Genomic DNA, 25,950 nt, shown 5'->3' on the forward strand with positions numbered 1-25,950 from the left:
ATTTGATTTATAAAATAAAAAACCGCATTTTGTGATAACAAAGTGCGGTTTATTTTTCATGAGAATTTTTAATTATTCTTCAATTGAGCGCAATAATTCGTTGATTCCGACTTTCCCTAAGGTTTTCGCATCCACTTTTTTCACGATAACTGCACAATAAAGGCTGTATTTACCGCATTTTGACGGAAGACTACCTGAAACCACCACTGAGCCGGCAGGCACACGACCATAGTGGATTTCACCGGTTTCACGATCATAAATTTTGGTAGATTGACCAATGAATACTCCCATTGAAATCACACAGCCATCTTCAACAATAACGCCTTCAACTACTTCGGAACGGGCGCCGATAAAGCAGTTGTCACCAATAATGGTCGGATTAGCTTGTAATGGCTCTAATACTCCACCGATACCTACACCGCCCGATAGATGAACGTTTTTACCAATTTGAGCGCAGGATCCCACTGTTGCCCAAGTATCTACCATAGTACCTTCGCCAACATAGGCACCGATATTCACATAAGACGGCATTAGGACACAATTTTTAGAAATATACGCCCCTTTACGAACCGTAGCAGATGGTACAACCCGAAAACCTTCTTGTTGGAAACGTTCTTCAGTATAATCTGCAAATTTTAATGCGACTTTGTCATAGTATTTTGTTTCCGCACCATCAATAATTTGGTTATCGTTGATACGGAATGAAAGCAATACTGCCTTTTTTAACCACTGGTGTGTGACCCACTCACCATCAATTTTTTCTGCAACACGATATTTTCCACTGTCTAACCTTTCAATCACTTCTTCAATCGCGCGACGGGTTTCCGCATCCACGGTTTTTGGCGTAATATCTGCGCGTTTTTCAAATGCGGATTCAATAATTGTTTGTAAATTTGACATGGTACTTCCTAATGTTAGTTAACTGAATAAAACGGTGTTAGTTTTACCATATTTCTAACTATCAAGCAAAAAACACCGAAAAAAATCACCGCACTTTGTGAGACCCAAAGTGCGGTGATGATAAAAACCTATCTTAATTACAAGATAGCAAGTGTTAAGCCAACAATAAAAGACATACTTAACACAACTGCAATCATCGCATAACCAAAATCACTCATGTTTTCTCCTTAAATTGATGTTGATGCGCTGTTATTCTAACAAGAAAAAGAAAAAAAACGACCTTTTTTAAAAAAATTTTGTTACCTACTTAACTATTCCTAAACAATCCTTATAATGGGAAAAATTTTTTTTAGAGAAAATCCAATTATGGCAACAATTAAAGATGTGGCAAAAATGGCGGGGGTATCCACCACTACCGTTTCCCATGTAATAAATAAAACCCGATTTGTTGCAAAAGAAACGAAAGAAGCCGTTCAGCATGCGATTAAAACCCTAAAATATTCTCCTAGTGCAGTGGCAAGAAGTTTGAAAGTCAATACCACAAAATCTATCGGTATGATCGTTACGACCAGTGAAGCCCCCTACTTCGCCGAAATTATTCATGCAGTGGAGGAACATTGTTATCGCCAAAGCTATTCCCTGTTTTTATGCAACACGCAAAATGATCCTGAAAAAATTAAAAATCATTTAGAAATGTTAGTTAAAAAACGGGTGGACGGTTTACTTGTGATGTGTTCCGAATATACCCAAACTTCTCTTGATTTACTTTCCAATGTTTCCAGCTTACCGATAGTGGTAATGGATTGGGGACCTAACAGTGACACCGATGTGATCGAAGATAACAGCTTTATGGGCGGCTATCTTGCAACCAAACATTTGATTGATTGCGGTCATAAAAAAATCGGTATTATCGCAGGGGAACTGAGTAAAACTACGGCAAGAACCCGTTACGAAGGTTTTGAGAAAGCGATGACCGAGGCAAATCTGGCGGTTAATCAAGATTGGGTAATGGAGGGGTATTTTGAACCGGAAGACGGCTATGAATGTATGAATAAAATTCTTGCCCGAACCGAGCTACCAACGGCAGTCTTTTGTTGTAATGATGTCATGGCACTCGGTGCTATTTCAGCCATCACAGAAAAAGGGTTACGTGTACCGGATGATATTTCGGTCATTGGTTATGACAATATTCATTCATCACGTTTTTATGCTCCGCCACTTACAACGATTCACCAATCAAAATCCCGATTAGGTGCACAAGCGGTTAATTTGCTCTTTGAACGCATTTCACAGAAAGATAAAGATAATTTATTACATAAGCAAAGTCGCATTGATATTCATCCTGAATTGGTTATCAGAAAATCTGTTAAAACCATGTTATAAAACATACTAAAAAATAACCGCACTTTTTATGTTTTAGTTAAAAAGTGCGGTTATTTTTTTAGAAAAATTTATTTTTCCTGTTTTTCATCAATCTTTTATCTTGTTGAGTTTGACCCTACACCTATTTTTAGTTATATCTATATCCAGTTTTATTTTACTTTTTAGGAGTTTATATGACACAAGAGTATGTTACTCTGCGCAATAACATCAATATGTTAGGGCGCTTTCTCGGAGAAACCATTAACGATGCACAAGGTGCCGATATTCTTGAACTCATCGAAAATATCCGCAAATTATCCCGTGATTCTCGAGCTGGGGACGATAACGCACGTCAAGCATTACTCGAAACCCTCGCGAATATTTCAACGGATAACATCATTCCTGTAGCTCGTGCATTCAGTCAATTTCTGAACCTGACAAATATTGCAGAACAATATCAAACCATCTCCCGAGAACATTCACAAAAAGCCCCTTCAGAACGCTCTTTACACACACTATTCACGCGTTTGAAAGCTGAAAATGCCTCAAAAGACGAGGTGTATAACACCATTGAAAAACTATTAATCGAACTTGTATTAACAGCACATCCAACAGAAACCACGCGCCGTTCACTGATCCATAAGCATGTTGAAATTAACAAATGTTTAAGTAAATTAGAACACGGCGATCTCACCTCAAAAGAACGATGCATTATTGAACGTTTACTCCTTCGTTTAATTGCCGAAGCTTGGCACACCAATGAAATTCGCACCGTTCGCCCAACCCCTTTTGATGAAGCGAAATGGGGATTTGCAATGTTAGAAAACAGCCTTTGGCAAGCTGTGCCGGAATTTCTTCGTCAATTAAATGAAAATGCACGTGAATTCTTAGGTTATGATTTGCCGGTAGGTTTAAAGCCGGTACGCATTTCTTCTTGGATGGGCGGCGACCGTGACGGAAACCCGTTTGTGACCGCCCCAATTACCCAAAAAGTTCTGAATTTTGCCCGTTGGAAAGCGGCAGATTTATTCCTACAAGACATCTGCAAACTGGTTGATGAACTTTCCATGGTGAAATGTACCGATGAATTCCGAACAAAATATGGCGATCATTTAGAACCATATCGCACCGTCGTAAAAGGCTTACGCACAAAACTCACCACAACCCTCTCCTACTTTGATGATCTCCTTGCCGATCGTCTGCCTCGTGTAACAGAAAGTGAGATTATTTTAGAGGATAACCAACTTTGGGAACCGCTTTATGATTGTTATCAATCACTTATGTCGTGTGGTATGCGTATTATTGCAAACGGCTCGTTACTTGATATTTTACATCGTATCCGCTGCTTTGGCGTCACCTTGTCACAAATGGATATTCGACAAGAGAGTACACGTCATACCAATGCCATTGCGGAAATCACACGTTATATCGGTTTAGGTGATTATTCACAGTGGACAGAAGAAGATAAACAAGCCTTTTTAATTCGTGAATTAAGTTCACGCCGCCCATTAATTCCGCAAAATTGGACACCATCTGCAGAAACACAAGAAATTCTTGATACCTGCAAAGTTGTTGCGGCACAAAAACAAGGCGTCATTGCTTGTTACGTTATTTCTATGGCACGTAGTGCATCCGATGTACTTGCCGTCCATTTATTACTAAAAGAAACCGGGGTTTCTTACCATATACCGGTAGTTCCTCTCTTTGAGACCTTAGATGATTTGGATGCCGCAGAAAATGTCATGAGCCAACTTTTCGATATCGGTTGGTATCGAGGCGTAATTAATAACCGCCAAATGGTGATGATTGGCTATTCGGATTCAGCCAAAGATGCGGGAATGATGGCTGCTTCATGGGCACAATATCGTGCACAAGAGGCGCTTGTGAATTTAACTGAAAAACTCGGTATTGAACTGACATTATTCCACGGACGTGGCGGAACAATCGGTCGGGGCGGTGCACCGGCACATGCGGCGCTACTTTCTCAACCGCCACGTTCATTGAAAAATGGCTTACGCGTAACAGAACAAGGCGAAATGATCCGCTTCAAACTCGGTTTACCGGCTGTCGCGGTAGAAACCTTCGATCTTTATGCAAGCGCTATTTTAGAAGCAAATCTCTTACCGCCACCGGAACCTAAAGCGGAATGGCGCAAAATAATGGATGAACTTTCTACTATTTCTTGCAAAATCTACCGTGATGTCGTACGGGGTGATAAAGACTTTGTACCGTACTTCCGCAGTGCCACACCGGAACAAGAACTCTCTAAATTACCCCTAGGTTCACGCCCTGCCAAACGTAATCCAAACGGTGGTGTAGAAAGTCTTCGAGCCATTCCTTGGATTTTCGCTTGGATGCAAAATCGACTCATGTTACCGGCATGGTTGGGAGCTGGTGCAGCGGTGCGTCAAGTAATTGAAAACGGCAAGAGCGATATTATTCAAGAAATGTGCCAAACATGGCCGTTTTTCTCCACTCGAATCGGTATGTTAGAGATGGTATTCAGCAAATCGGATAGCTGGCTTTCACAACAATACGATCAACGTTTGGTGAAAAAAGAACTTTGGTATTTGGGCGAAAATTTACGCCAACAATTACAGGCTGATATTCAAACGGTACTCTCACTTTCCCATAACAGTGAGTTAATGTCCGATTTGCCATGGATCGCCGAATCTATCGCATTACGCAATATTTACACCGATCCGCTCAATCTTCTCCAAGCGGAACTCCTCCACCGTTTCCGCGAAAATCCGGATCACCCAAATCCTGATGTAGAACAAGCATTGATGATCACCATCACCGGTATCGCTGCAGGAATGCGTAATACCGGTTAGTCGATAAAAATAAAAGTGCGGTCAAATTTATCGGTATTATGTAGCAGTTGCACAAAGACCTAACCGCTTGAAAATACTAAAATCTCCATTGAAAGTTTAACTCAATGGAGATTTTTATTATGGCAGAATCCCACCTTATTTCTCAACTTACCAAATTAATCGAAAGTAGCTATAAAGAAAAAGCAATTCTTGAACATCAACTTGATCAGTTAAAACAACAGAAATCAGATTTAGAGGATAAAATACTTTGTTTTGAGAATACCTTGATATACATTGAACCTAATTTCGATTTAAGGCAAATCAACACACAATTTAATGTTTCAAGGCTAATAAAACCTCGATTGTTTAAGCAAAATCTTCAATTGTTGGTTGCAAGGGATTCAAACAAAGTGATAGTTGGAAAACATTATACTTTATTACAGATGCGGCGTTGGAATTAGACACTGGCAAAAATTATCCTCCACCCCAAAGAGAACATGAATTAGCTGTTGCTCGCGTATTAAAAGAACTGTATAAGAAAGGAATTATTGAACGGAAAGAAGTTGAATTACATAAACGGACAATAAAGCGAAGATTTTTCAGGCGTTCTGAATGGCGATTAAAACCTTTAGTGCAGGAATAAGAAATAGCGGTAGAGATACCGCTATTTAGATTTATAGCGATTGATAGGTATAACCTTTTTCCTGTTGTAGCCCTAAAAGAAATACTTCCTGTGGTGTTGCAATATCATAACTAGAGTCAGTAAAAGAAAATTTAGAGTTTAATTCATTACTCATATTATCCTGTTCTAAATCAATCGTTAGAAAGTAAATATTCTAAGTCTTGTTGTGTATAGCTCATTCTCCCCCCTTTTCCTCAATGGATTTAGGTCTTCTGTAACCAAAAACTATAAGAATTTCTTGGGAAAACATTCTCATAAATTCTCTTAAACTATTTCTTAATTGCTCACAATCGTTGCACATTTCTATGTTATCACTAAAGTCATCAATTTTTATATTTAACTCTTCTGTAAGAGTCTTTATACCAATATAACGACCATGAGAATGCCATCGCTTGTTATCACCAAGTTTTTCTGCTATCTCACTAGCTCGAACCTCTTTATCTTTTTTCGTTACATCCTTCCCAGATGTTTCTTTTTTGAGCCAATCTTTAAATTTATACTTAACTAACCAAGTTTTTAATAGTGCTTTAGATAGCTCAGCAGCTTGTTCGTATGATCTAATAGTACCTAAGTTTTGATTTTTTAACAACATTAACTCTGCTTGTGTTAGAGTGCCTTCTTTAGATTTACGAACAAGTTCATCTATTTTATCTAAAAAACCCAAAGCTGGAACCCATCTTCCTTCAGGAGTTTCTACTTGTGGATCTATAGAACCTAGAGATGAAGCATAGTTCATGTAAATCTTATCACCAGACATTGCCCAAATAGTTCCAGCAGACATTGCTTGATCTAAAATAACGAAATAAACTTCGTTATAGAAATGTCTAGTAATTTCAACCATTTTTTCGACAGCACTTGCACTACCACCATTTGTAGATAAAAATACTACTAGAGTTGATATTCCATTACTTCTAGCTGTTCTACCATTTTCCTGAATTCTTGTTTTCCAATAATCTATACTAGATTCGTTAATGTTTCCCATGTAAGAGATTATATCGCACTCTTTAAAGTATTTTTCGGCGAAACTACCTAGTTGCTAAGCTATAAAGTTAACAGATTGATTACTTAGTGCACTCATTGTAAACATATCTTTATAAAAATTGATTGAATAATAATAGAGAAAACAAAGATAATCAATTTAAATAACAATATTTACTAAATAAAGATATGAGTACATCTGCTATTTTTGTTTTCCATTGCCAGTGAACCTCATTTCGGCTGATTTGAGTCCTATTAATCCATTCTCTTTTATAAAACTCATTCAGTTGTTTACGAACGGAATCAAGATGTTTTTCGGACGGTGTATCAGGATTTTGTTCAATATCGAAAATACGCTGCGTGAGTTCTGCAATAGTAAAGCCCTTATGGGGAGATTCTCGCATTATCTGTACGATGTATTTACGGATTTTCCCTTTAAAGAGTTTGAATTTGCGACGGTACACAAAATTTTCCGTATTATAAAGTGTAACATCACTTTCTTGTTGAGTAAGCTCAATGGCGCGTTTTAATGTGGCAATGTTCGTATCAAGCAACGCAAGGTGATGCAACACCTGTTTACGTTCAAATTCAAACTCTTTGAGCTTTTTATCTAGGTTATATGCCATATATCTACTGCCAAATCACTTCTTGATGAATAATCTTACGCTGCCAATAACCGCACCATTCATTGCGGTATTATGTAGCAGTTGCACAAAGACCGTATTATTAGAAATTGTTAAAGTCCTTACTTATTAGATTAGGTAAGGACTTTTTTTATTATGACACAAAAACTATCGAAACGAGAGCTAGGTGCACGTTTATTGCTGCTGAAAGAAAAACAAGCGTTATTAGCAAAACAAATTAATGTATTAACACAAGAAATTAATGAACTGGCACAGCCCTTTGCATCTGAGCCTAAAGCTCCACCACTCATCACAACTTCTTTGATAGCAAAAGTATTACGAGAATCTAGTGGTTTGATGCAATGTGGAGAAATTGCTGAAGCGGTATTGAGTTTACAAGGTCAGCCAAAATTTGTTGATGTGGGCGATAACCATTATAAGGCGGTTAAGAGAATATTACTGCGGTTGGAGAAACAAGGATTGATTGAGCGTACAGGGTTTCATTGGCGATTGAAGCCATTAAAGTTATTCCATTCGTGAAAACAACAGTAATCTACTACTATACTTGGTATATAGGACAGAAATAAATAAAACAGCTCCTATTAACATATAGGAGCTATTTAGCTAATATATTACTCTTCATATTCATAATTTTTATTTTTTGAATATAATGGAAATTTTTCATTATCTGAAAGATGTTTTTCTTCAAATCTCAAATAATTTTCTTCAAATTCCTTGCTTTTCAAAATAAAATAATCTTTGTTATTCACAAGGATTTGATCTATTTCGTAAATAATACTCATAAATACCCTCCTAATGTTAAACTCACCATATTTAATCTTCAGATTTACTCATGAATCTAGTATATAGATCGGAATCAATATTTACACTATTATTGTGCTTTACAGCAATTTGCTTAGGCTGCTCTTCATCTGTATTATAAATGACCCATTCAGAACAATGCTTGTTTAATGCTCGAAATGAAACTGGAATCATTTTGTGGCTCTGTCTTACTATATCTTCAGGAACACTTCTGTTTTCCTGAATTTCTCGACCTTTAATTCGCTTAATTGCAAGCTCTATATCACAATCTACAATAACCAATGATATGTTATAATCCAATTGTTTTAATTCTTTAAAAATCAATTCAAACTTATGAACATTTTTTAATGTAGCATCATACATAAAACTATAAAGCTCTTTCTGAGCAAGCTGAATCAACTTTCGAGCTATTTCGCTACTTTGCGCGTGAACTATAGCTGAGGCTTCATAGCCATGTTCAGCTTGTAATTTTTCATAACTAGGAATTAATGTTTTTATTTCATCGGGATCAATAATTAAAAAACCAGCATATTGCTGTTGAATCAGTTTTCGGATTGTTGATTTCCCTGCACCACTTCCACCACCGATAAAAATTGCTACATTCCTAGACTGTAATGGCTACGTAGTTTCTTTTATGTATTTATCAATAATAGATGCTATAATTTGAGCTTGTTCTTCGCTACAATCATCTAAGGTGGAAATAATATCTTGCATTTTTGATTTTATTATGGTATGTGATTTTCAACTTGGATGCTTGGATTATAGTGCCGTTAGTGGGAAAAAGCAAGAAAAAGCCTTAAAATTCTGCATAAAAGAAAGGTATCTGAACGCGATATTTAGACTTTCAATTTCCATCTTATATCCATAACACCTAATTCTATTCTCTCTAGTACGCCTTTATTAAACCAATGCTTCAATGCACCACGCACGGAAACAGTATGCTGCGGTTGAATGATGGGGTTTTGTCCATCTCGAATAAGGACGAGCTTAATCAATTCATTAACGGTAAATTCGTGGTTTGGTTTTGCCTTCATCTCGGCTAGTACCATTTGGCGTAGTTTTCCCTTGAAACGATGTTGATAAGTGCGGTAGGTATAAAGTTCTGTATTGTATTTATCAGTTAGGGCTTCTTCTTGCATAATCTCAATGGCAGCTTGTAGCTTATCGAGTTTGTCTTCCACTAATGTAAGGTGTTCTAACACTTGTTTACGCTCACGTTGCAAGCGGTCAATTTTTGCCTGAATTTGACTGAGATAGATTTTCTTTGCCATCACATTACCAATCTTTCTGTTTGTCTATGATTACCTTGCCAGTAGCCTTTCCAAGCATTATCTGATGAAGTGCTGAGGCATTTACTGGTCACATCATTGAAAATAGTTAAATTATCCAGTTTACGAGTATCTTCACGATAGGCGACTTCGTTCGCATAGTTATCAAGATAGACGTTACTCATCTTGTGGACTTGCCCATAATACATACGTTTGAATCGTGCAAAGTAACTCTCCGCAAGGTTGTTCGTAATCCCTTCATCGCTACAATATTCATGTTGGTGATTTACTCGTTGCAAATCGTAATTGACCATCAGTTCATCATAGGCTGCGTTTTCGTCCGCATGGATACGGCTGTTTGGCTCAATATACGCCGTAGCTAATTTCTTTACGGTGTCGGTATTCTCTGAGAGAATAGGAAACGTGATGGTTTTCTTTGCTCCCACTAATTGTGGATTAGCAGTCGTTTCTTGTTCTGAATAACGTTCACGCATGACCAATACTGCACGCTTGTTTGGATTGGTATTGGCTTTTAAACGTCTATCCACACGCTCTGCTTTCTTATTCTTTGGACGTGGAGCGGAATGTATGTAAGTGCCGTCAATATGGATTTCGCCTGACAGCGGAAAGAGTTCACGTTGTACAATTAAGCTCTCACGAATTTTATGCGCAAGCGTAAAAGCCGTTTTGTACTGTACATTCAAGTCACGAGATAGCTGGCAAGCGGAAATGCCTTTTACTGCATTCACAAATAAAGCGATAGCGAATAAGTAAGTTTTAATCGGCAGCTTATGGTTAGCAAAAATTGTACCTGAAGTAATGCTAAAGGTATGCTTACAATGTTTACATCGCCATTGATGACGAGCAGGAATACGGTAAGCAATATGTTGTACGCCACATTTTGGACACACCACATTTTCTTCACTTCCCCACCGAATTTGGCAGAGCAATGCCCGCACTTCGGTATTAGATAGCTGTGCTATCTTGAGTGGCGAAAGCGTGCGGGCTTTGCTAGAGAGAAGAAAATGTTGGGTCATAGTATTGAGATTACACCTTGATTAAACTAAAATATGAAACATTATTCATATTGATTATGCATAATATATCATAATCATTCAATTTTTTCAACAGGAATGTGAAATAATGTGCATATCAGAACGTTTAAAGCAGGTCTTAGAAGCTAAAAATATGACCGTCACTGAATTTTCTAACGTAACAGGGATCTCGTATCGTTCAGCGATGAATTACTTAAATGAAGGACGAGATCCGAATGTAGATGCCTTAGTAAAAATTCATAAAGGGTTAGAAATTAGTATAACTTGGCTACTTACAGGAAACGGAGCAATGTTTCAAGCAGCAACACAGGAAAGTACGATTTCAGCACAAGAAGAAAAGCTAATTGCAGACTACCGCTCTATGCCTGAAAACTTAAAAGATGCTTTCTCAATTTCTTTTAAAGAAATTTCCAATAAGCAGTAAATATTACTTGACATTAACTTAATAAGGAACAAAAAATGAACAACGCAACGCAACGCAACGCAACGCAACGCAACGCAACGCAACGCAACGCAACGCAACGCAACGCAACGCAACGCAACGCAACGCAACGCAACGCAACGCAACGCAACGCAACGCAACGCAACGCAACGCAACGCAACGCAACGCAACGCAACGCAACGCAACGCAACGCAACGCAACGTTAGCCCAACTTTAACTTTTGTCAATATATTCTCATCTTTTTTATCCAAAAAATTCAAGGAGGCTGTATGCCGCAGTTAACTTGGATTGGAAAAGATAAAGTCAAAAATCATCATCACGATATTCCTTTTCATCTTCTAAAAAAAGAATACGATTTTAAAGCCGATAATGGAAAACCTGAAAATAGTCAAAATAATATGTTGATTCAGGGGGATAACTTATTAGCTTTAAAAAGTCTTTTGCCTAAATACGAAGGTAAAATTAATTGTATTTATATTGATCCTCCATATAACACAGGTAATGAAAAATGGGTATATAACGATAATGTAAATGATCCTCGTATCAAAAAATGGTTAGGTGAAATAGTAGGTAAAGAAGGTGAAGATCTATCTCGTCACGATAAATGGCTTTGTATGATGTATCCTAGATTGAAATTATTACATCGTTTGTTAGCTGATGATGGGGTTATTTTTATTAGCATTGACGATATAGAAATTGCTCATTTAAGATTAATTTGCGATGAAATTTTTGGATATGGAAATTTTGTAGGAAATATAACTAGAGCAACAGGAACAACAGTTCAAGATACCAATAAATTAGGAAATGCTTTTGATTCAATTTTGGTTTATGCAAAAACAAACAGTTTTCTGATAAATGGTATTGAATTATCCGAAGATGATGAGAAAAGATATAACTTAGAAGATGAGAATGGTAAATTTTCCATTCTACAATTAAGACGGACTGGGGCAGAGGATCGAAGAGAAGATAGACCTTCAATGTATTATCCTATTATGTCTCCTGATAACACGCCAATTTATCCAATAGGACCAACTGGATATGAAAGTCGTTGGAGAGTTGGTGAAGATACTTACCAGAAAATGTTAGAAAACAATGAAATTTACTTTAAAAATGATAATAGTGAATGGAAAGTTTATTACAAATACTATTTGGAAGGTCGAAAAAAGAGACCCTCTAATCTATGGACCGAATTGGATGGTGAAAAGATTGATGGGAATAAGAAAGCATCTAGAGAATTAAAAGAGATTTTTAATAAAAAAGTTTTTGATACACCAAAGCCTGTTTCAGTTCTTGAACATATTTTAACTATTGCAACATCAAAAAAATCTTTAATCTTGGATAGCTTTATTGGTAGTGCCACAACTGCCCACGCTGTTTTAAATCTTAACACCAGAGATGGAGGTAGCCGCCAGTTTATTGGCATTGAAATGATGGATTATGCTGAAAGTATTACTGCTGAACGAATCCGCCGCGTTATCAATGGCTACGGTTCAAAAGCTGAAACTCAAAAAGGTACAGGAGGTGGGTTTAGTTTTTATACCATTGGTGAAACCTTATTTGATTCAGATGGTAATTTAAACAATCAAGCTGATTTACACAGTATTCGTGAGTATATTGCACATAGTGAGAAACTAGAGACTGTATTTAATCAAGAAATAAGCGGTTATTTTTTAGGGAAAAATTACTATACCGCTTATGTTTTTTATTATGAGTCTGATCAAATCACCACGTTAAGTTTAGAATTTTTACGCTATTTAAACGCTGATTTCCTTTCTGAAAAACCACAAGATTATATTATTTATGCTGATAAATGTACATTAAGTGATGAACAGTTAGCACAATTTAAGATTAGATTCAAACGCATACCAAGAGATATTAGCAAGTTATAAGGAAAGAAGAATGGAATTAAATAGTTATCAAGAAAAAGTAATCCTCGATCTTAATGATTATCTGGAAGAATTAAATAAATATGGCAGTAAGAAGTTAAATCAATCCTTTGCTAGTTATTGGGTAAAAAAAGGTGTGTCTAACCAAAATTATATAGAAAAAATTTCAAATACACCGCACGTTTGCGTGAAAGTGCCTACGGCTGGAGGAAAAACCTTCATTGCGGTCAATGCTTTACGTTCTATTTATGATGCAGTGGAATATCACGGAGAAAGAAAACCTCGTTTTACTGTTTGGCTTGTACCTTCCACTGCAATTTTAGAACAAACATTAACAAATTTACAAAATCCCGAACATCCTTATCGCCAAAAATTGAATGTATTATTCAATGGACGAGTCAATGTGTATGAAAAAGATGATGTCCTGCTTGGGCGAGGATTTGACGCTGACACGGTAAAAAGCGGTATTTCTATTGTGATAATGACTTTTGACGCATTTAGAACAAGAAATAAAGAAGGGCGTTTGATTTATCGTGAAAATGGTTATTTAGCTTCTTTTGATACTAAAACAACAGCGCTACCAGAGAGTGATGATACTTCGCTAATTAACGTGATTCGTAGTCTTGAGCCTGTAGTGATTGTTGATGAAAGCCATAATGCAACATCTGATTTATCATTAGAAATGCTGAGTAATCTGAATGCGAAATTTATTTTAGATTTGACTGCAACACCAAGAAAGAATAGTAATATTATTTCTTATGTAAGTTCACTTTCTTTAAAGAAAGAAAATATGGTTAAGTTGCCTGTTAATGCTTCTAATCAGGCAAACAAAGAAGATGTGTTGATTTCCGCAGTTACTTTCCAACATTATTTGGAGAAAGTAGCCAAACAAGCCTTTGAAAATGGCGAACCTTATGTTCGACCTATTGTATTATTTCAAGCAGAAGCTAAAACTAAAGGAGATAATACGACTTTTGAAAAAGTAAAACAAACCTTAGTAGAAGAATTACAAATTCCAGCAGAACAAATTAAGATTAAAACAGCAGAAATAGATGAATTAAAAAATATGAATCTATTTTCTTCTGATTGTCCTGTTCGTTTTATAATTACGGTAAATGCTTTAAAAGAAGGTTGGGATTGCTCGTTTGCATATATTCTAGCTAACCTAGCAAATAAACACTCTGAAATTGATGTGACTCAAATTGTAGGGCGTATTTTACGCCAGCCAAATGCGAAACTATTTAGTAATCCATTGCTTAATATGAGCTATATATTCACTGCTTCAGCTCAATTTAGAACAGTATTAGGTAATATTGTAGAAGGTTTAACTTTGGCAGGTTTTAGTCCAAAGGACTATCGTGCAATTAATTCCACTATAATCAAGAATGAAGAATCTATAAAGCCAGTTTCAGATAATAAGCCTCTTGAATTGCAGCTAGATTCAGATTTTAAAGAAGATATAACAGAAAAGGAAGAGTTTGATTTTAATAAAAATAGATTAAAAAATCAAAATATTAACAAAATTAATCTTGGTACTACATCTAGTGATTTTACAAAAGAAGTCATAACACAAAGTACGAACTTTAATTTGGAGATAGAAAATAGTCGCTCCTCCATTCCTAAAGAATTAAGTGAAAATATGAACATTGCGAAGATTAATCAAGAATTTATTGAAACAGTTAGAAAAATATATATACCACAGTTTTTTGAAATAATTTCAGGACTTTTTCAGGATGAAGTCGTATTTGATAAAAATAACCTACTAACACATTTTGAGTTAAATAAGTGTGATACAAATATTTCTTTTTCAGATTTAGATCCAGAATTATATAGTATTGATGTTGAAAATGAACAGAATGCTAAATTCTCACCGTTAAACAAAGAAAAATCCGAACAGTTGTTAAAATTATTTAGAAATTATTCGTTAGAACAAAAAAAAGAAAATCTTGTAACTAGTTTACTAACTTTTGCTGGAAAGAATGCCTTTTTTCCTATTGCAGATTCTGAAATTCGAGTTTACTTTAGAAAAATCATTGAACAAATGAGCCTTACTGATATGGAAAGCTGTTTAATTAAACCTTCACCATTTTTTGATAAGATCAAAAAGAAAATTAGACAATTACAAGAAGATTTCTCTAAAGAAGAATTTTTAAAATGGGTTGATCAGGAACGTTTTCAAATTAAAGCCGAATATCAACTCCCAATAGAAATTACACCACAAAACTTTGCTGATTCATTAAGTCGTAGCTTATATGAGAGAGAGTCGGGTATGAATAATTATGAATTCAATGTAATTTCTCGTGTTATTAGTTTAGATAATATCGTTTGGTGGCATCGGATTGATGATAAAAGAAAAGCATATAGTTTTAAAATAAATGGATTTATTAATCATTATCCTGATTTCCTGATTTTAACTAAGAAAAACACCTTGATCTTAGTTGAAGTAAAAGGAGAGCAATTAGCCAATCATGAATCTAAAAATAAATTAGAGTTAGGAAAAAAGTGGGAGTCTCTTGCAAACCAACTTGGTTTACCTCATAAATTTAGATACTTTATGGTGTTTATCACTAAACCTATGGAAGGAGCTAGATCACTAGATGAACTAATTGAAACAATATCTTATCTTTAGAAGCCTTAGCGAGTGCCAGCTCGCTATTTTTTCTTACAAATTGTTCAAAATTTATTCTACAATGTTTCTATTTTTGAGCAAATCTTCTCGTTTGTTTTTTTATATTTAATTTGTTCAACTAATTTAACAAGAGAAACTGGACTTATTCGGCGTAAAGCAATAATCCAGAGGTTAATTATATATAGAACGAATAAATGAAAAAGAAGCAAAAAACATCTCCACTTTTACTCTTTGCATATCGCAATTTCCCTTTTTCTGAGATCCGTGATTTATCTATGCTGAAACTCCCATCTTTTTGAAAAATATTTGTTGAGGAAATTCTCATTGTTTCTATACCGTTGAATGTCTGATTTGTAAAATTACTTACAAAGCTTACTTTTACCCTTCTCGTTTTCAGTTAAAAGCGACACAATATCTCTAAAAAAGTGACTAGAACCAAACTACTGCTGTTGTAATTAACACCCAAATTAAACGATAATGATCAATATATTAACTTTTTTGATTTCAAAGCAATGTCAGACTTTCTCCTTTTAACCTTATCTGTTTTAGCCTCAAGCTATTTGGTAGAAAAAACTATCCATTTCAGGATGTCTTACTTCTTCATGTCAAATGTTATCTTTGTCACAAGCTCTCTTTATCTACCATTAGGTTGGCAACTATTGTCTGGTCTATTTTCTACTCGTTTGGCATTTTGTGGGGCTTTTCTGATATTATCGGAAGAATTGAAAGCTTAAGAAACGAAAAAGAAAAACAGTATTTGCTCAATATGAAAGCAACTGTTTATCAAACCTCACTCTTATCAAAACAAAAAAGAAAGGCATTTGAAAAACGAAAGGATTTTATCCTAACTGAATTAGAAAATAGAACCTATCGCTCAATGTAAGTTTTACTTGACAAAAGCCTAAAAAACGTACAATACATCCATCTGGGCATAGTTCCCTTTAAACGCCTTTCACGGTTTATCGCCCGTGAAAGGATTTTTTATGCCCCAGCATTATTTACTCTCGTCTGCCTCTCGCACTCTCTCCTTGAAACACATTTTCCGTTTGTCTGACACAGAGGCTTTTCGTTTGTTAAAAGGCTACCGCTGGGGTAATCCCGATAGCCTTAATGATGTCTGTTGTCCCCATTGCCATACTCGCCACCACGCTTATTTTCTACCTTCTCGCCAACGTTGGTTATGCAAATATTGCCAACGATATTTCTATCTTACCACTAATACAGTATTTGCCTTTCATAAATTGCCTTTAGTAGATTTATTGGCTGCTATTGCCCTTTTTATCAACAGTGTGAAAGGGATTTCAGCGATAACACTGAGTCGCCATTTGAATATCAACTACAAAACTGCTTTTGTCCTTTGCCATAAGCTCCGTGAAGCGTTGTTTAAAACGCGTGATTTCACACCGCTACAAGGCGAAATTCACGAAGATGGCGCTTGGATTAATTACACCTTGAGAAAAACAAATTTTCGTAAAAACACCTATACACAGCAACAAAAAGCCGATAAACGAAAGCGAAAATTCCCCAAATTCCGCCTTACCAAACGTTGCATTATTAGCTTAAATCAACGAGCTTCTTATAATGAAACTCTGTGGGGTTCCAACCGAACCATTGTGGCAATGGATTACAACGAAAGTGCAGACACGGTATTGGCACTCAACCACCGATTTGTGAAACAAGGGAGTGATATTTTCTGTGATGAAAATCCCGCCTATCACGGATTAGATTTTCATTACACAAGATGGGCGGTCAATCATCAAGAATGTTACAGTAAATATGGTATCAATAATAATCTCGCTGAATCCTTTAACGCCCGATTCCGTGATTTACATCGAGGCATACATCACAAGTGCAATAATAAATACGCCTTACACTATGCCAATCAAGCCGCTTATCTGTCTGATAATCGCCGTAAATCGAACGGCGAGTTATTCCACGATATGCTAAAACGTTGTTTATATGTACTTCCGTTAAAAGAATGGGTAGGCTATTGGCAAGGCAATCATCGCACACAAGAGCTAATTGGTATGGCGGCATTTAGTTCTCAAGAGGTTTCTCAAACCTATTTTAAACATCTCAAGGAGATGATGGCACTCACAACGTATTAAATGATATAAAATGCCAAAAACCAGCTTAACTTCTATAAGGTTAGGTTGATTTGACTCGCCTTATTCACAGAAAAAGACAAAAATGGCATGATAATTTAAGGGATTTTCGGTAGAATTTGCACCAAAAGCAATGCCTTTCATTTCCGAAAGGCATTCACATAGTTTGCGATTTAGTCAATATTAGGACTTTGTGCAACTGCTACATAATACCGATTCATTGTTATCGTTGGTCGTTTTCAAACACCGACTCAAGACATCAATGAACTGTGCTTTGTTTGAGGCACGTCTATTATCCTCACGATATGCAATTTCATTCGCATAGTTTAGTAAGTATTCATTGCTGATTTTATGGATTTGTCCGTAATACATACGTTTAAAGCGACTGAATAAACTTTCCGCCTGATTATTTGTCACACCGAAATCACTGCGATATTCTTCCTTATGATTTACTGTTCTCAAGTCATAGTAAGGTAATAGAACATCGTAAGCCGTGCTTTCATCGGTATTGATTCGTGTATTAGGCTTAATGAATTTGTCAGCAAAACTTTTTACGACCGATTGCGATTCAGTATGAGCCACGAAAACGTGCGAACGTTTTGCACCACAATGCAACACATTTGATGTTTTTTCTTCTCGTGAGTAATGTTCACGAGCAACCATCACACAACGTTTATTAGGATTTTGATTTTCCTTTAAACGATAGTCAATGCGGTCAGATTTCTTATTCGCTTTGCGTGGCGCAGAATGCACATAAGTACCGTCCATATCGACTATGCCTGAAAGTGGTTTCATATCACGGCTTTCCAATAGCGCTTTACGGAATTTATGAGAAAGTACAAATGCCGTTCTCGGATTAATTCCCGTATTTCTTGCAAGTTGAAGTGAAGAAATACCTTTTACGGCATTTATCCATTCGACAATGGCATAGAGATAGATTTGAAATGACAATTTGCGATTTGCAAAGATAGTTCCAGATGTCACACTAAAAGTATGATGACAATGTTTACATCTCCATTGTTTACGCGTTCCAATCCAATAAGCCTTGTGCTGTACACCACATTTCGGACAAACAACCACTTCTTTACTTCCCCAACGCAATTCGCAAAGCAAGCTAAAGGCTTCTTCATCGGAAAGTTGAGCCACTTCACGAGAAGAAATTGTACGAGCCTTGCTGGAGAGGAGAAAATGTTGTGCCATAGTATTGAGATCACACCTTGATTAAACTAAAATATGAAACATTATTCATATTAATTGTGTATAATGTATCATAATCGTTCACTTTTTTCAATAGGAATGTGAAACAATGTGCATATCAGAACGTTTAAAACAGGTTTTAGATGCTAAAAATATGAGCGTTACAGAGTTTTCTAATGTTACTGGTATTTCGTATCGTTCTGCTATGAATTACTTAAATGAAGGGCGTGATCCGAATGTAGATGCCTTAGTGAAAATTCATAATGGGCTTGAAATCAGTATAACTTGGTTGCTTACAGGAAATGGAGCAATGTTTCAAGCAGCAACACAAGAAAGTAAAATTTCGGCACAAGAAGAAAAATTGATTGCTGACTATCGCACTATGCCTGAAAACTTAAAAGATGCTTTCTCAATTTCTTTCAAAGAAATTTCCAATAAACAATAAATATTTAACTTGACATTAACTCAATAAGGAACAAAAAATGTCCCTACAAGCCTACAAGCCTACAAGCCTACAAGCCTACAAGCCTACAAGCCTACAAGCCTACAAGCCTACAAGCCTACAAGCCTACAAGCCTACAAGCCTACAAGCCTAGTATTGCATTTTATTTTAAATCTTCAAGACAATTTGGAGGTTTAAAATGAATTTTTCTGAATTTAAAGCTAAATTTGATCAAGAAAACATTAATACAATTGAGTATGATTGCTTTCTTCCTGTCCATTTGACATATAATAAAAAGACTATTTTTAAGAAGAAAGATGGATCAACTAATGAAGAATTTTACAAATGGCAATTTTTATATTCATTAGTAAATTCTGGGCTTGTTCCAAAAGACTATATTGGAACAGAAGTTCATTTCCCAAAAGGAAATAAATCATCTGCACCAATAAAAATTGATGGAGCAATTTTTGATGATAAGAAGTGGTTTGAACATTATAAAAACTACCACCAGAATGGTGATATAGACAGTTTAGAATGGTTAAGAGAACACTTAATTGTTGTCATAGAATTTAAGAAAGAAGATAAGAAAAATATTCCTGAAGTGTGGGATAAGCAATTAAAAGCCTATTTACGAGAAAGTGATCGAAAATTCTGTTTAGGTATTTTATATGACACTGGTAGATTGTACTTATTTAAAAAACAAAATAATAAATTATTACGTTTTAGTGATGAATATAATACAAAAGGTGAAGATAGCAAAACTAAAGAACTTTGCTTGCATTTAACTGATCCTTATTTAAACATTCCTAGCTTTCAATATTTGTTAGATATTGAAAACTTAAAAGAAAAAGACTTATCGAGCCGTACTATTTTTGATTTGGATATTATTTCGGGCGTTCATTCAACGCAAATCAATGATGTAATGAGTAACATCTTGCGTACAATGGATAAAGTAGGTTTAACTAATCAGCGCGGATTTGAAATTTTAATTCAAATTTTATCATTAAAGATCTTTGATGAAAAACGAAATGAAAAGAATAACAACCGTTATCTTGATTTTTATATTACCCCTAGTGAAAAGAAATATGAGTCACTAGCCGATGAAAATGTACAAAAACTTATTGAACGGATAAATCAGTTAAGAGGTGATGCATCTGGTGCATATACTCGAATTTTAAAAAACAATGTTTTTAATAGTAAAAATGAAAATCACGTTAAAGTTTTGATTGAAGTTATTAGTCAATTTCAAAATTATTCATTTGTACGTTCACATAAAACAGACCTTTATCAACTTGTTTTTTATAAGTTTGCCACACCATTTTCTAAAGAAAATAATGCTCAATTTGTTACCCCTTTACCACTAATTGATTTCTTGGTTAAGGTTGTCAACCCTAGAAATGGTGAAACCGTCATTGACCCAACAGTTGGTATCGCAGATTTTTTATCTGTGTCTTATGTCAATTCAAATAGTAAGCTAGATGACGGCAATATTTTTGGTATGGATATTGATGAACAAATGGTGATGCTTGCTACTTTAAATATGCTACTAAATGGTGATGGAAATGCCAAAATAGAAGCGAAATCAGGGTATGGCTCATTATTATCCAAATTTGATAATGAGGGAGGTATCTTAGAGTTAATACCATCTATGAACAAAAATGGAAATTGGGATAACCGCCCAGATGAAAAAAAATTAAAAAAATTTGATGTAGTATTAACTAATCCGCCTTTTGGAGAAGATCGTGCTTTTACCCCCAAAAAGGATAATGATACAGATAAAGCTGTAATTGAATGTTATGAATTATGGAATTTGTATTCTAATAAAGGTGACAACAATAGTGATACTGGTGGTAAAAAGAAATCATCTAAAAAGCAAGCTACAAAAATTGACTTAGGAGTCATTTTTCTTGAGAACGCCTATCGTATTTTAAAAGAAGGTGGCAGAATGGGAATTGTACTATCTAATTCTATTGCCAGTATTGATAGCCATAAAATCGCTCGTCAATGGTTAATGGATAAGATGCGGATTGTGGCAATTTTTGATTTGCCCGCTAATGTATTTGCTGAAACAGGGGTAAATACATCTATTATTGTTGCATATAAACCAACAGCTGATGAATTAGACAAACTAAAAGAGCAAAATTATCAAGTATTTGCTAAAGATATTCAAAAAGTGGGTTATGAAGTTAAAACTAATAAACGTGTCAAACAGTTTGTACCAACTTACAAGATTGATTATAAAACTTTTGAAGTACAGATTGATAATGGCGGTAATCCAATGTTAGATGAAGATTTTACCCAAACAATTACTGATTTTAAACAGTGGTGTGTATCGCAAGAACAGGTATTGCAAGATATGTTTATTAAGGAGAAATAATTATGAGCAATTATATTCATACTCCTAAAATAATTAGCTACAATGATATTGTAGAAAATAGCTTTAGCTTATCATCATCACAACATAAAAGATTTGAAATTACCAATCAAAACTGTAAATTAGTGAGAGATTTTTTAGCTCGTGATTTAACTCGCGGAGATTTGGGCGAGGAAGTTGGCTCTGCGAATTATATAAGTCAATCTAGCCATTATTTTTTACGCACCAAAGCCTTGCAGGAGCATTCTTACTTGCCGGAAATCAGTTCCGAAACTGCATTACCTATTATGCCAAGTAGTTTTGTGGAAATGAATTTAAAGGCTGGGGATCTAATTATTTCCAAAGATAGCAATATTGGTGAAATTGTCATTTTGGATAAAGATTACCCCAATTATATGCTATCAGGAGCATTATATAAACTACCTGTCAATAAGCATAAATATTATTTGCTTGCAATGATGAAACATTCTATTTTTCGTGAACAGCTGGATTTTATTGTACCCAAAGGTGCAACAATTCGCCACGCTAAAACATTATTTTTGGATTGTAAAATTCCTATACCTAATGATAATGTGGATAATGTAATTAAATTTGTAGAAAATTTAACTCAAGCAATTGTGAATAAACAACGTTTGATTAAAGAACGTCATCAAACTATTTTATCGTTAATTGAAAAAGAGTTATTAGATAATCAAGGTGATGCTGTATTTTCTTATAATCTGCCAACGATAAAAGAAGTTGAAAATATATGTAGATTAGATACTAACATTTATCGTAAAAAGTTTAAGAATATAGTTTTTACAATAGAAAATTATATAAATGGTTATAAAACCATTCACGAATTTGGATTCTCGCTTTCTCGCGGACAGAATTTGCAAGTGTCAAATATAGGAAATAGTATTTATAGCAAAAATAGATATGACAATTTCTATACTTTGATATTACCTAAATTTATCTCAAAATATGGAACCGTTGATAGTATAGAATATTTGGGCAATCCAAATTCTTTGAAAACCCTCAAAAAAGGAGATCTAATTTTTGGGGCTGAAGGATTTGAAAAAGGACGATCCATAGTAATTATTGAAGAACAGGATAAGGTTATTACAAATATTCATGGCATTACAATACAACAAGAAGAGCATAATGCTAATAAAGCAATATTCGTAAAATGTATCTTAGATTACTTTAGAAGCAAAGGAATAATTGATCTTTATGCCGTTGGTGGTAATGGTGGAAGTTTAGCTCAAAAATACTGGAGTATGATTCCTTTCCCAAATTTCCCAACAGAAAAACAAGAAGAAATAGCTAAACTATATCATAACCCCATCAATTATGATGTAGAAAGAACCACTCTGGATAATTTTCTTAAATTAGATGATGAATTTAATAATCAAGCAGGTATCTATGAATTAGATAAAACAGCTAAAATATTACAAAGCATATTAGATCAAACTATCGAAAATATTATAAACGATAATCCTATCAAAATTAGATTTAATATAAGATGATTGGGCTACTTATTAAAAAGGAAATATAACTTATCTTTATTACCTTCCCATTAAGCTAATAAACTTATTATTTTGTCTTTAGCTTTCCTTCAAATGGGGAAGATAGATAAACCGCAAAAATTGAGCATCTCGCACATTATGTGGCGAATGTCGCAATGAGTTTATCTAGGAGTTTAGCTCACAAGTTTTCTTGTGACAGTACGGTATTCGAGGCATAAACGCTTTGAGCCGACTTGAATTTTCAAGTGGGCAATTTTTTATGTCTAGCGTTTAGCAAACTCTCGAATGCCTTGTACTACACAAGGAAATTCACAATGGCTCAACATCATTTATTGGCAAGTAAATCAAAAAATATCGCTCTAAAAGACATTTTCCGTTTAACCGAAAGCGAAGCCTTTCATCTGCTCAAATCAAAACGCTGGGGCAATCCTGATAACATTCGCGATGTTTGTTGCCCGCATTGCGGCATTCGCCACCACGCCTATTTTCTTGAATCTCGCAAACGTTGGTGCTGCAAGCATTGCCAACGTCATTTCTATGTTACCACCAACACGATTTTCGCTTTTCACAAGCTCCCGTTGGTCGATATTATTGCCGCTACTTTGCTGATGGTAAATAGCTCAAAAGGCATTAGCGCTATTGATATTAGCCGCCACCTCAACACTAATTACAAAACGGCTTTCGTGCTATGTCATAAGCTGCGTGAAACCCTGTTTAAAACCCGTGATTTACGCCAGATGCAAGGCGAAATTCACGAAGATGGTGCGTGGATTAACTTCACGCTACGCAAGCCTAACTACCGTAAAAACAACTATAAACAACGCCAACAAGCGGACGAAAAAGGACGGAAATTTCCCAAATTTAGACCGACTAAACGCTGTATTATCAGCTTGAATCAACGTTCCGCCAATGATGAACAAATGTGGGGTTCAAACCGCACCATTGTTGCAATAGATTACACCGAAAACGCTGATACGGTGTTTGCCTTGAATCAACGCTTTGTCACCGCTGGCAGCGATATTATGTGCGATGAAAACCCAGCCTATAACAACCTTGACTTTCATTACACACGCTGGTCGGTCAATCATCAAGAAGCCTTTAGTGCCAAAGGCATAAATAACAATCTTGCGGAATCCTTTAACGCTCGTTTTCGTGATTTACATCGTGGCGTACATCACAAAACCGATAATAAATACGCCCTGCATTACGCCAATCAAGCGGCATTTATGTCAGATAATCGTAGAAAATCGAACGGAGACTTATTTTCTGATGTACTTCAACGCTGTCTATGGGTATTACCCCTCAAAGAATGGGTCGGTTACTGGCAAGGGAATCACCGACAAGGCGAGTTAATTGGAATGAAAGCCTTTGCGCCTGAAGAAATTTCACAAAACTACTTCAAGCGACTAGAAGAGCAAATGAAGTACGATGAAATACTGTTGGCTGCGTAACTTGCAACTGACTTAGATATATTTCATCAGATTTAAATAGAACGGTATAACTAGCTTACCTAAATCACGGTCGAGCGGACTTGTTACGCCTAAATCAGCGGAAAATGGAAAATTTGCGTGAAAAATGATGATGTTGTTAGTAAAATTTCAGGAAAAATAAATGCCTTTCGCAAGATCATCTCGGAAAGGCATTTAATTTGAAGTGTGGTTTTAGTCAATTTTCGGACTTTGTGCAACTGCTACATAATGCCGAAATTTATTTATATTTTTGACCGCACTTTTTCTTATAGCGAATATAGCTAACCTATAATTTCTGATAATGCGACTTTGCGATGTTCATAACGTGAACGCGTACACGCATCTGCGGTAGCAATAGCCGCTCGTGCCGCTTCGCCGGTCAAGAGCTTTTCAAATTCCGCCGTAGGCTTCATACCGTGCATAATATCATTCAAGTATTGCATTTCTTTTTTCATAATTGAACTTAACCACATCGGTGTACGTTTACCCGGTTTACCATATTGAATCGCCCCATCCATTTCGGTACTGTTGTAAATACGGGTACGATCATCATCTTCTTCTTGGCTTTCATGAACAAGGAAATAACTTTCTTTGCCATCTACACGCAATGTGCCTTTGGTATTATACATATCAATTTTAATCGCCCCTTTTTCACCTTGAATTAGCACATAGTGCTCTCCCCAACGAAAAGCCGAGCCCCATTCCAATACAGCGAAACGGTTGTCTTCATATTCCATAGTGACGAAAATCATATCGTCTTCATCGCCAAATTTTTCCCCTTTGTGTGCGACATTTGCCGCAGCCATGGTAACGGTTTTTGGCATTCCCCCCATAAGAAATTGAACACAATCAAGCTCATGAATATGGTGATATAAATGCCCGCCGGATTTTTCACGGATTTTTTTCCAAGAAATCGTAGGTTGCTCTTCTTCCCAACCATTGCGTGCCGTATGACAATAAAGCACCTTACCAATGACACCTTGGTTAATGAGTTCTTTGGCATGACGAACGCCATTAAAGAAATTCATAACATGACCCGCCATAAATTTCACCCCGTTTTCTTCACACGCACGCACCATTTCATCACAATCTTGGTAACTTAACGCAATCGGTTTTTCACAAAAAACATGCTTTTTATTTTTTGCCGCTAACAAAACCGGTTCTTTATGTAAATAGTTCGGGGTGGCGACAATCACGCAATCGACTTTAGGTGAAGTAACCAATGCTTCGAGTGAATCGGCAGCGTCACATTGTAGCTCTTCTGCAATAGTTTTTCCGTTTTCAGGATCATACACAACCGTAATTTGCGCATCCTCTAAATCATTCATAAAACGGGCAAGCTCCGCACCAAAATAACCGACACCGACTACACCATAATTAATCATATTTATCTCC

General features: G+C 35.8%; 22 protein-coding genes and 1 pseudogene. 13 read left to right on the plus strand and 10 right to left on the minus strand.

From position 1 onward, the window contains the following. Nucleotides 1-72: 72 nt before the first annotated feature. The gene (dapD, locus tag FEE42_RS02440) at nt 73-900 is read right to left on the minus strand and encodes a 2,3,4,5-tetrahydropyridine-2,6-dicarboxylate N-succinyltransferase (RefSeq protein ID WP_164027640.1); all 828 of its coding nucleotides are present in this window, start codon (nt 898-900) and stop codon (nt 73-75) included. Nucleotides 901-1,266: 366 nt separating this feature from the next. Here dapD and purR point away from each other — a divergent pair, with 366 nt between their 5' ends. The 3 genes from purR to FEE42_RS12775 all read left to right on the plus strand — a co-directional run bounded on the left by purR (nt 1,267) and on the right by FEE42_RS12775 (nt 5,536). Then, nucleotides 1,267-2,283 carry an HTH-type transcriptional repressor PurR gene (purR, locus tag FEE42_RS02445; protein ID WP_164027641.1) on the plus strand — a complete coding sequence of 339 codons (1,017 nt, stop codon included), beginning with the start codon at nt 1,267-1,269 and terminating at the stop codon, nt 2,281-2,283. A 173-nt stretch (nt 2,284-2,456) separates the two neighbouring features. After that, on the plus strand, nt 2,457-5,096 hold the full coding sequence (gene ppc, locus FEE42_RS02450; protein ID WP_135968612.1) for a phosphoenolpyruvate carboxylase: 2,640 nt from the start codon (nt 2,457-2,459) through the stop codon (nt 5,094-5,096). 119 nt (nt 5,097-5,215) lie between these two features. Beyond that, nucleotides 5,216-5,536: a hypothetical protein gene (locus FEE42_RS12775; RefSeq protein WP_237184460.1), complete on the plus strand. Its 321-nt coding sequence runs from the start codon at nt 5,216-5,218 to the stop codon at nt 5,534-5,536. A 213-nt stretch (nt 5,537-5,749) separates the two neighbouring features. Here FEE42_RS12775 and FEE42_RS12940 read toward each other — a convergent pair whose 3' ends face one another. The 3 genes from FEE42_RS12940 to FEE42_RS02465 all read right to left on the minus strand — a co-directional run bounded on the left by FEE42_RS12940 (nt 5,750) and on the right by FEE42_RS02465 (nt 7,361). Further along, nucleotides 5,750-5,872: a hypothetical protein gene (locus FEE42_RS12940; protein ID WP_255204533.1), complete on the minus strand. Its 123-nt coding sequence runs from the start codon at nt 5,870-5,872 to the stop codon at nt 5,750-5,752. A 60-nt stretch (nt 5,873-5,932) separates the two neighbouring features. Next, on the minus strand, nt 5,933-6,739 hold the full coding sequence (locus tag FEE42_RS02460) for a S49 family peptidase domain-containing protein (protein WP_204378672.1): 807 nt from the start codon (nt 6,737-6,739) through the stop codon (nt 5,933-5,935). 151 nt (nt 6,740-6,890) lie between these two features. Then, nucleotides 6,891-7,361 carry a hypothetical protein gene (locus FEE42_RS02465; RefSeq protein ID WP_059366361.1) on the minus strand — a complete coding sequence of 157 codons (471 nt, stop codon included), beginning with the start codon at nt 7,359-7,361 and terminating at the stop codon, nt 6,891-6,893. A gap of 153 nt (nt 7,362-7,514) precedes the next feature. Between FEE42_RS02465 and FEE42_RS02470 the strand changes: the two genes are divergently transcribed. Beyond that, nucleotides 7,515-7,898, plus strand: coding sequence for a hypothetical protein (locus FEE42_RS02470; RefSeq protein WP_164027642.1), 384 nt, complete (start codon nt 7,515-7,517; stop codon nt 7,896-7,898). 92 nt (nt 7,899-7,990) lie between these two features. Here FEE42_RS02470 and FEE42_RS02475 read toward each other — a convergent pair whose 3' ends face one another. The 4 genes and pseudogenes from FEE42_RS02475 to FEE42_RS02490 form a co-directional block, all read right to left on the minus strand. Further along, entirely contained in the window at nt 7,991-8,161 is a 171-nt protein-coding gene (locus FEE42_RS02475) for a hypothetical protein (RefSeq protein WP_157888087.1), read from the minus strand. A 31-nt stretch (nt 8,162-8,192) separates the two neighbouring features. Continuing rightward, nucleotides 8,193-8,780 (minus strand): annotated as a pseudogene (locus tag FEE42_RS02480) (zeta toxin family protein); the annotation flags it as partial. A 236-nt stretch (nt 8,781-9,016) separates the two neighbouring features. After that, nucleotides 9,017-9,451: a hypothetical protein gene (locus tag FEE42_RS02485; RefSeq protein ID WP_059366364.1), complete on the minus strand. Its 435-nt coding sequence runs from the start codon at nt 9,449-9,451 to the stop codon at nt 9,017-9,019. Next, a complete protein-coding gene (locus FEE42_RS02490; RefSeq protein WP_059366365.1) occupies nt 9,451-10,485 on the minus strand; it encodes an IS1595 family transposase in 1,035 nt (344 codons plus the stop codon). The genes FEE42_RS02485 and FEE42_RS02490 overlap by 1 nt, the downstream gene beginning before the upstream one ends. Before the next feature lie 106 nt (nt 10,486-10,591). Here FEE42_RS02490 and FEE42_RS02495 point away from each other — a divergent pair, with 106 nt between their 5' ends. The 5 genes from FEE42_RS02495 to FEE42_RS02515 all read left to right on the plus strand — a co-directional run bounded on the left by FEE42_RS02495 (nt 10,592) and on the right by FEE42_RS02515 (nt 17,568). Next, complete coding sequence (locus FEE42_RS02495) at nt 10,592-10,927, plus strand: helix-turn-helix domain-containing protein (RefSeq protein ID WP_059366366.1); 336 nt, start codon at nt 10,592-10,594, stop codon at nt 10,925-10,927. Nucleotides 10,928-10,962: 35 nt separating this feature from the next. Further along, nucleotides 10,963-11,151, plus strand: coding sequence for a hypothetical protein (locus tag FEE42_RS02500; RefSeq protein ID WP_164027643.1), 189 nt, complete (start codon nt 10,963-10,965; stop codon nt 11,149-11,151). A 63-nt stretch (nt 11,152-11,214) separates the two neighbouring features. After that, on the plus strand, nt 11,215-12,834 hold the full coding sequence (locus FEE42_RS02505) for a site-specific DNA-methyltransferase (protein WP_059366367.1): 1,620 nt from the start codon (nt 11,215-11,217) through the stop codon (nt 12,832-12,834). Nucleotides 12,835-12,844: 10 nt separating this feature from the next. Next, on the plus strand, nt 12,845-15,460 hold the full coding sequence (locus FEE42_RS02510) for a DEAD/DEAH box helicase (RefSeq protein WP_135968614.1): 2,616 nt from the start codon (nt 12,845-12,847) through the stop codon (nt 15,458-15,460). Between the two features lie 983 nt (nt 15,461-16,443). Next, complete coding sequence (locus FEE42_RS02515; protein WP_059366368.1) at nt 16,444-17,568, plus strand: IS1595 family transposase; 1,125 nt, start codon at nt 16,444-16,446, stop codon at nt 17,566-17,568. Nucleotides 17,569-17,748: 180 nt separating this feature from the next. Here the strand turns inward: FEE42_RS02515 and FEE42_RS02520 are convergent, their stop codons facing one another. Beyond that, a complete protein-coding gene (locus FEE42_RS02520; RefSeq protein WP_059366369.1) occupies nt 17,749-18,765 on the minus strand; it encodes an IS1595 family transposase in 1,017 nt (338 codons plus the stop codon). A gap of 106 nt (nt 18,766-18,871) precedes the next feature. Between FEE42_RS02520 and FEE42_RS02525 the strand changes: the two genes are divergently transcribed. The 4 genes from FEE42_RS02525 (at nt 18,872) to FEE42_RS02540 (ending at nt 24,537) form a co-directional block, all read left to right on the plus strand. Next, nucleotides 18,872-19,207, plus strand: coding sequence for a helix-turn-helix domain-containing protein (locus FEE42_RS02525; RefSeq protein ID WP_018356035.1), 336 nt, complete (start codon nt 18,872-18,874; stop codon nt 19,205-19,207). 196 nt (nt 19,208-19,403) lie between these two features. Beyond that, the gene (locus tag FEE42_RS02530) at nt 19,404-21,581 is read left to right on the plus strand and encodes an HsdM family class I SAM-dependent methyltransferase (protein WP_059366371.1); all 2,178 of its coding nucleotides are present in this window, start codon (nt 19,404-19,406) and stop codon (nt 21,579-21,581) included. Between the two features lie 2 nt (nt 21,582-21,583). Further along, a complete protein-coding gene (locus FEE42_RS02535) occupies nt 21,584-23,086 on the plus strand; it encodes a hypothetical protein (RefSeq protein ID WP_059366372.1) in 1,503 nt (500 codons plus the stop codon). 314 nt (nt 23,087-23,400) lie between these two features. Next, nucleotides 23,401-24,537, plus strand: a complete 1,137-nt coding sequence (locus FEE42_RS02540) for an IS1595 family transposase (RefSeq protein ID WP_059366373.1) — start codon at nt 23,401-23,403, stop codon at nt 24,535-24,537. A 299-nt stretch (nt 24,538-24,836) separates the two neighbouring features. Here the strand turns inward: FEE42_RS02540 and FEE42_RS02545 are convergent, their stop codons facing one another. After that, nucleotides 24,837-25,940, minus strand: coding sequence for a Gfo/Idh/MocA family protein (locus FEE42_RS02545; protein ID WP_059366374.1), 1,104 nt, complete (start codon nt 25,938-25,940; stop codon nt 24,837-24,839). Nucleotides 25,941-25,950 lie beyond the last annotated feature (10 nt).

This window comes from Rodentibacter caecimuris, assembly GCF_010587025.1.
GTDB lineage: Bacteria > Pseudomonadota > Gammaproteobacteria > Enterobacterales > Pasteurellaceae > Rodentibacter > Rodentibacter caecimuris.

Coding starts and splice junctions, on each gene's coding strand:
- ppc (WP_135968612.1), top strand. CDS start 2,457: ATGACACAAGAGTATGTTACTCTGCGCAATAACATCAATATGTTAGGG.
- FEE42_RS02545 (WP_059366374.1), bottom strand. CDS start 25,940: ATGATTAATTATGGTGTAGTCGGTGTCGGTTATTTTGGTGCGGAGCTT.
- dapD (WP_164027640.1), bottom strand. CDS start 900: ATGTCAAATTTACAAACAATTATTGAATCCGCATTTGAAAAACGCGCA.
- purR (WP_164027641.1), top strand. CDS start 1,267: ATGGCAACAATTAAAGATGTGGCAAAAATGGCGGGGGTATCCACCACT.
- FEE42_RS02535 (WP_059366372.1), top strand. CDS start 21,584: ATGAGCAATTATATTCATACTCCTAAAATAATTAGCTACAATGATATT.
- FEE42_RS02485 (WP_059366364.1), bottom strand. CDS start 9,451: ATGGCAAAGAAAATCTATCTCAGTCAAATTCAGGCAAAAATTGACCGC.
- FEE42_RS02470 (WP_164027642.1), top strand. CDS start 7,515: ATGACACAAAAACTATCGAAACGAGAGCTAGGTGCACGTTTATTGCTG.
- FEE42_RS02465 (WP_059366361.1), bottom strand. CDS start 7,361: ATGGCATATAACCTAGATAAAAAGCTCAAAGAGTTTGAATTTGAACGT.
- FEE42_RS02500 (WP_164027643.1), top strand. CDS start 10,963: ATGAACAACGCAACGCAACGCAACGCAACGCAACGCAACGCAACGCAA.
- FEE42_RS02505 (WP_059366367.1), top strand. CDS start 11,215: ATGCCGCAGTTAACTTGGATTGGAAAAGATAAAGTCAAAAATCATCAT.
- FEE42_RS12940 (WP_255204533.1), bottom strand. CDS start 5,872: ATGAGTAATGAATTAAACTCTAAATTTTCTTTTACTGACTCTAGTTAT.
- FEE42_RS02540 (WP_059366373.1), top strand. CDS start 23,401: ATGGCTCAACATCATTTATTGGCAAGTAAATCAAAAAATATCGCTCTA.
- FEE42_RS02515 (WP_059366368.1), top strand. CDS start 16,444: ATGCCCCAGCATTATTTACTCTCGTCTGCCTCTCGCACTCTCTCCTTG.
- FEE42_RS02525 (WP_018356035.1), top strand. CDS start 18,872: ATGTGCATATCAGAACGTTTAAAACAGGTTTTAGATGCTAAAAATATG.
- FEE42_RS02460 (WP_204378672.1), bottom strand. CDS start 6,739: ATGGGAAACATTAACGAATCTAGTATAGATTATTGGAAAACAAGAATT.
- FEE42_RS02510 (WP_135968614.1), top strand. CDS start 12,845: ATGGAATTAAATAGTTATCAAGAAAAAGTAATCCTCGATCTTAATGAT.
- FEE42_RS12775 (WP_237184460.1), top strand. CDS start 5,216: ATGGCAGAATCCCACCTTATTTCTCAACTTACCAAATTAATCGAAAGT.
- FEE42_RS02530 (WP_059366371.1), top strand. CDS start 19,404: ATGAATTTTTCTGAATTTAAAGCTAAATTTGATCAAGAAAACATTAAT.
- FEE42_RS02475 (WP_157888087.1), bottom strand. CDS start 8,161: ATGAGTATTATTTACGAAATAGATCAAATCCTTGTGAATAACAAAGAT.
- FEE42_RS02495 (WP_059366366.1), top strand. CDS start 10,592: ATGTGCATATCAGAACGTTTAAAGCAGGTCTTAGAAGCTAAAAATATG.
- FEE42_RS02490 (WP_059366365.1), bottom strand. CDS start 10,485: ATGACCCAACATTTTCTTCTCTCTAGCAAAGCCCGCACGCTTTCGCCA.
- FEE42_RS02520 (WP_059366369.1), bottom strand. CDS start 18,765: ATGGCACAACATTTTCTCCTCTCCAGCAAGGCTCGTACAATTTCTTCT.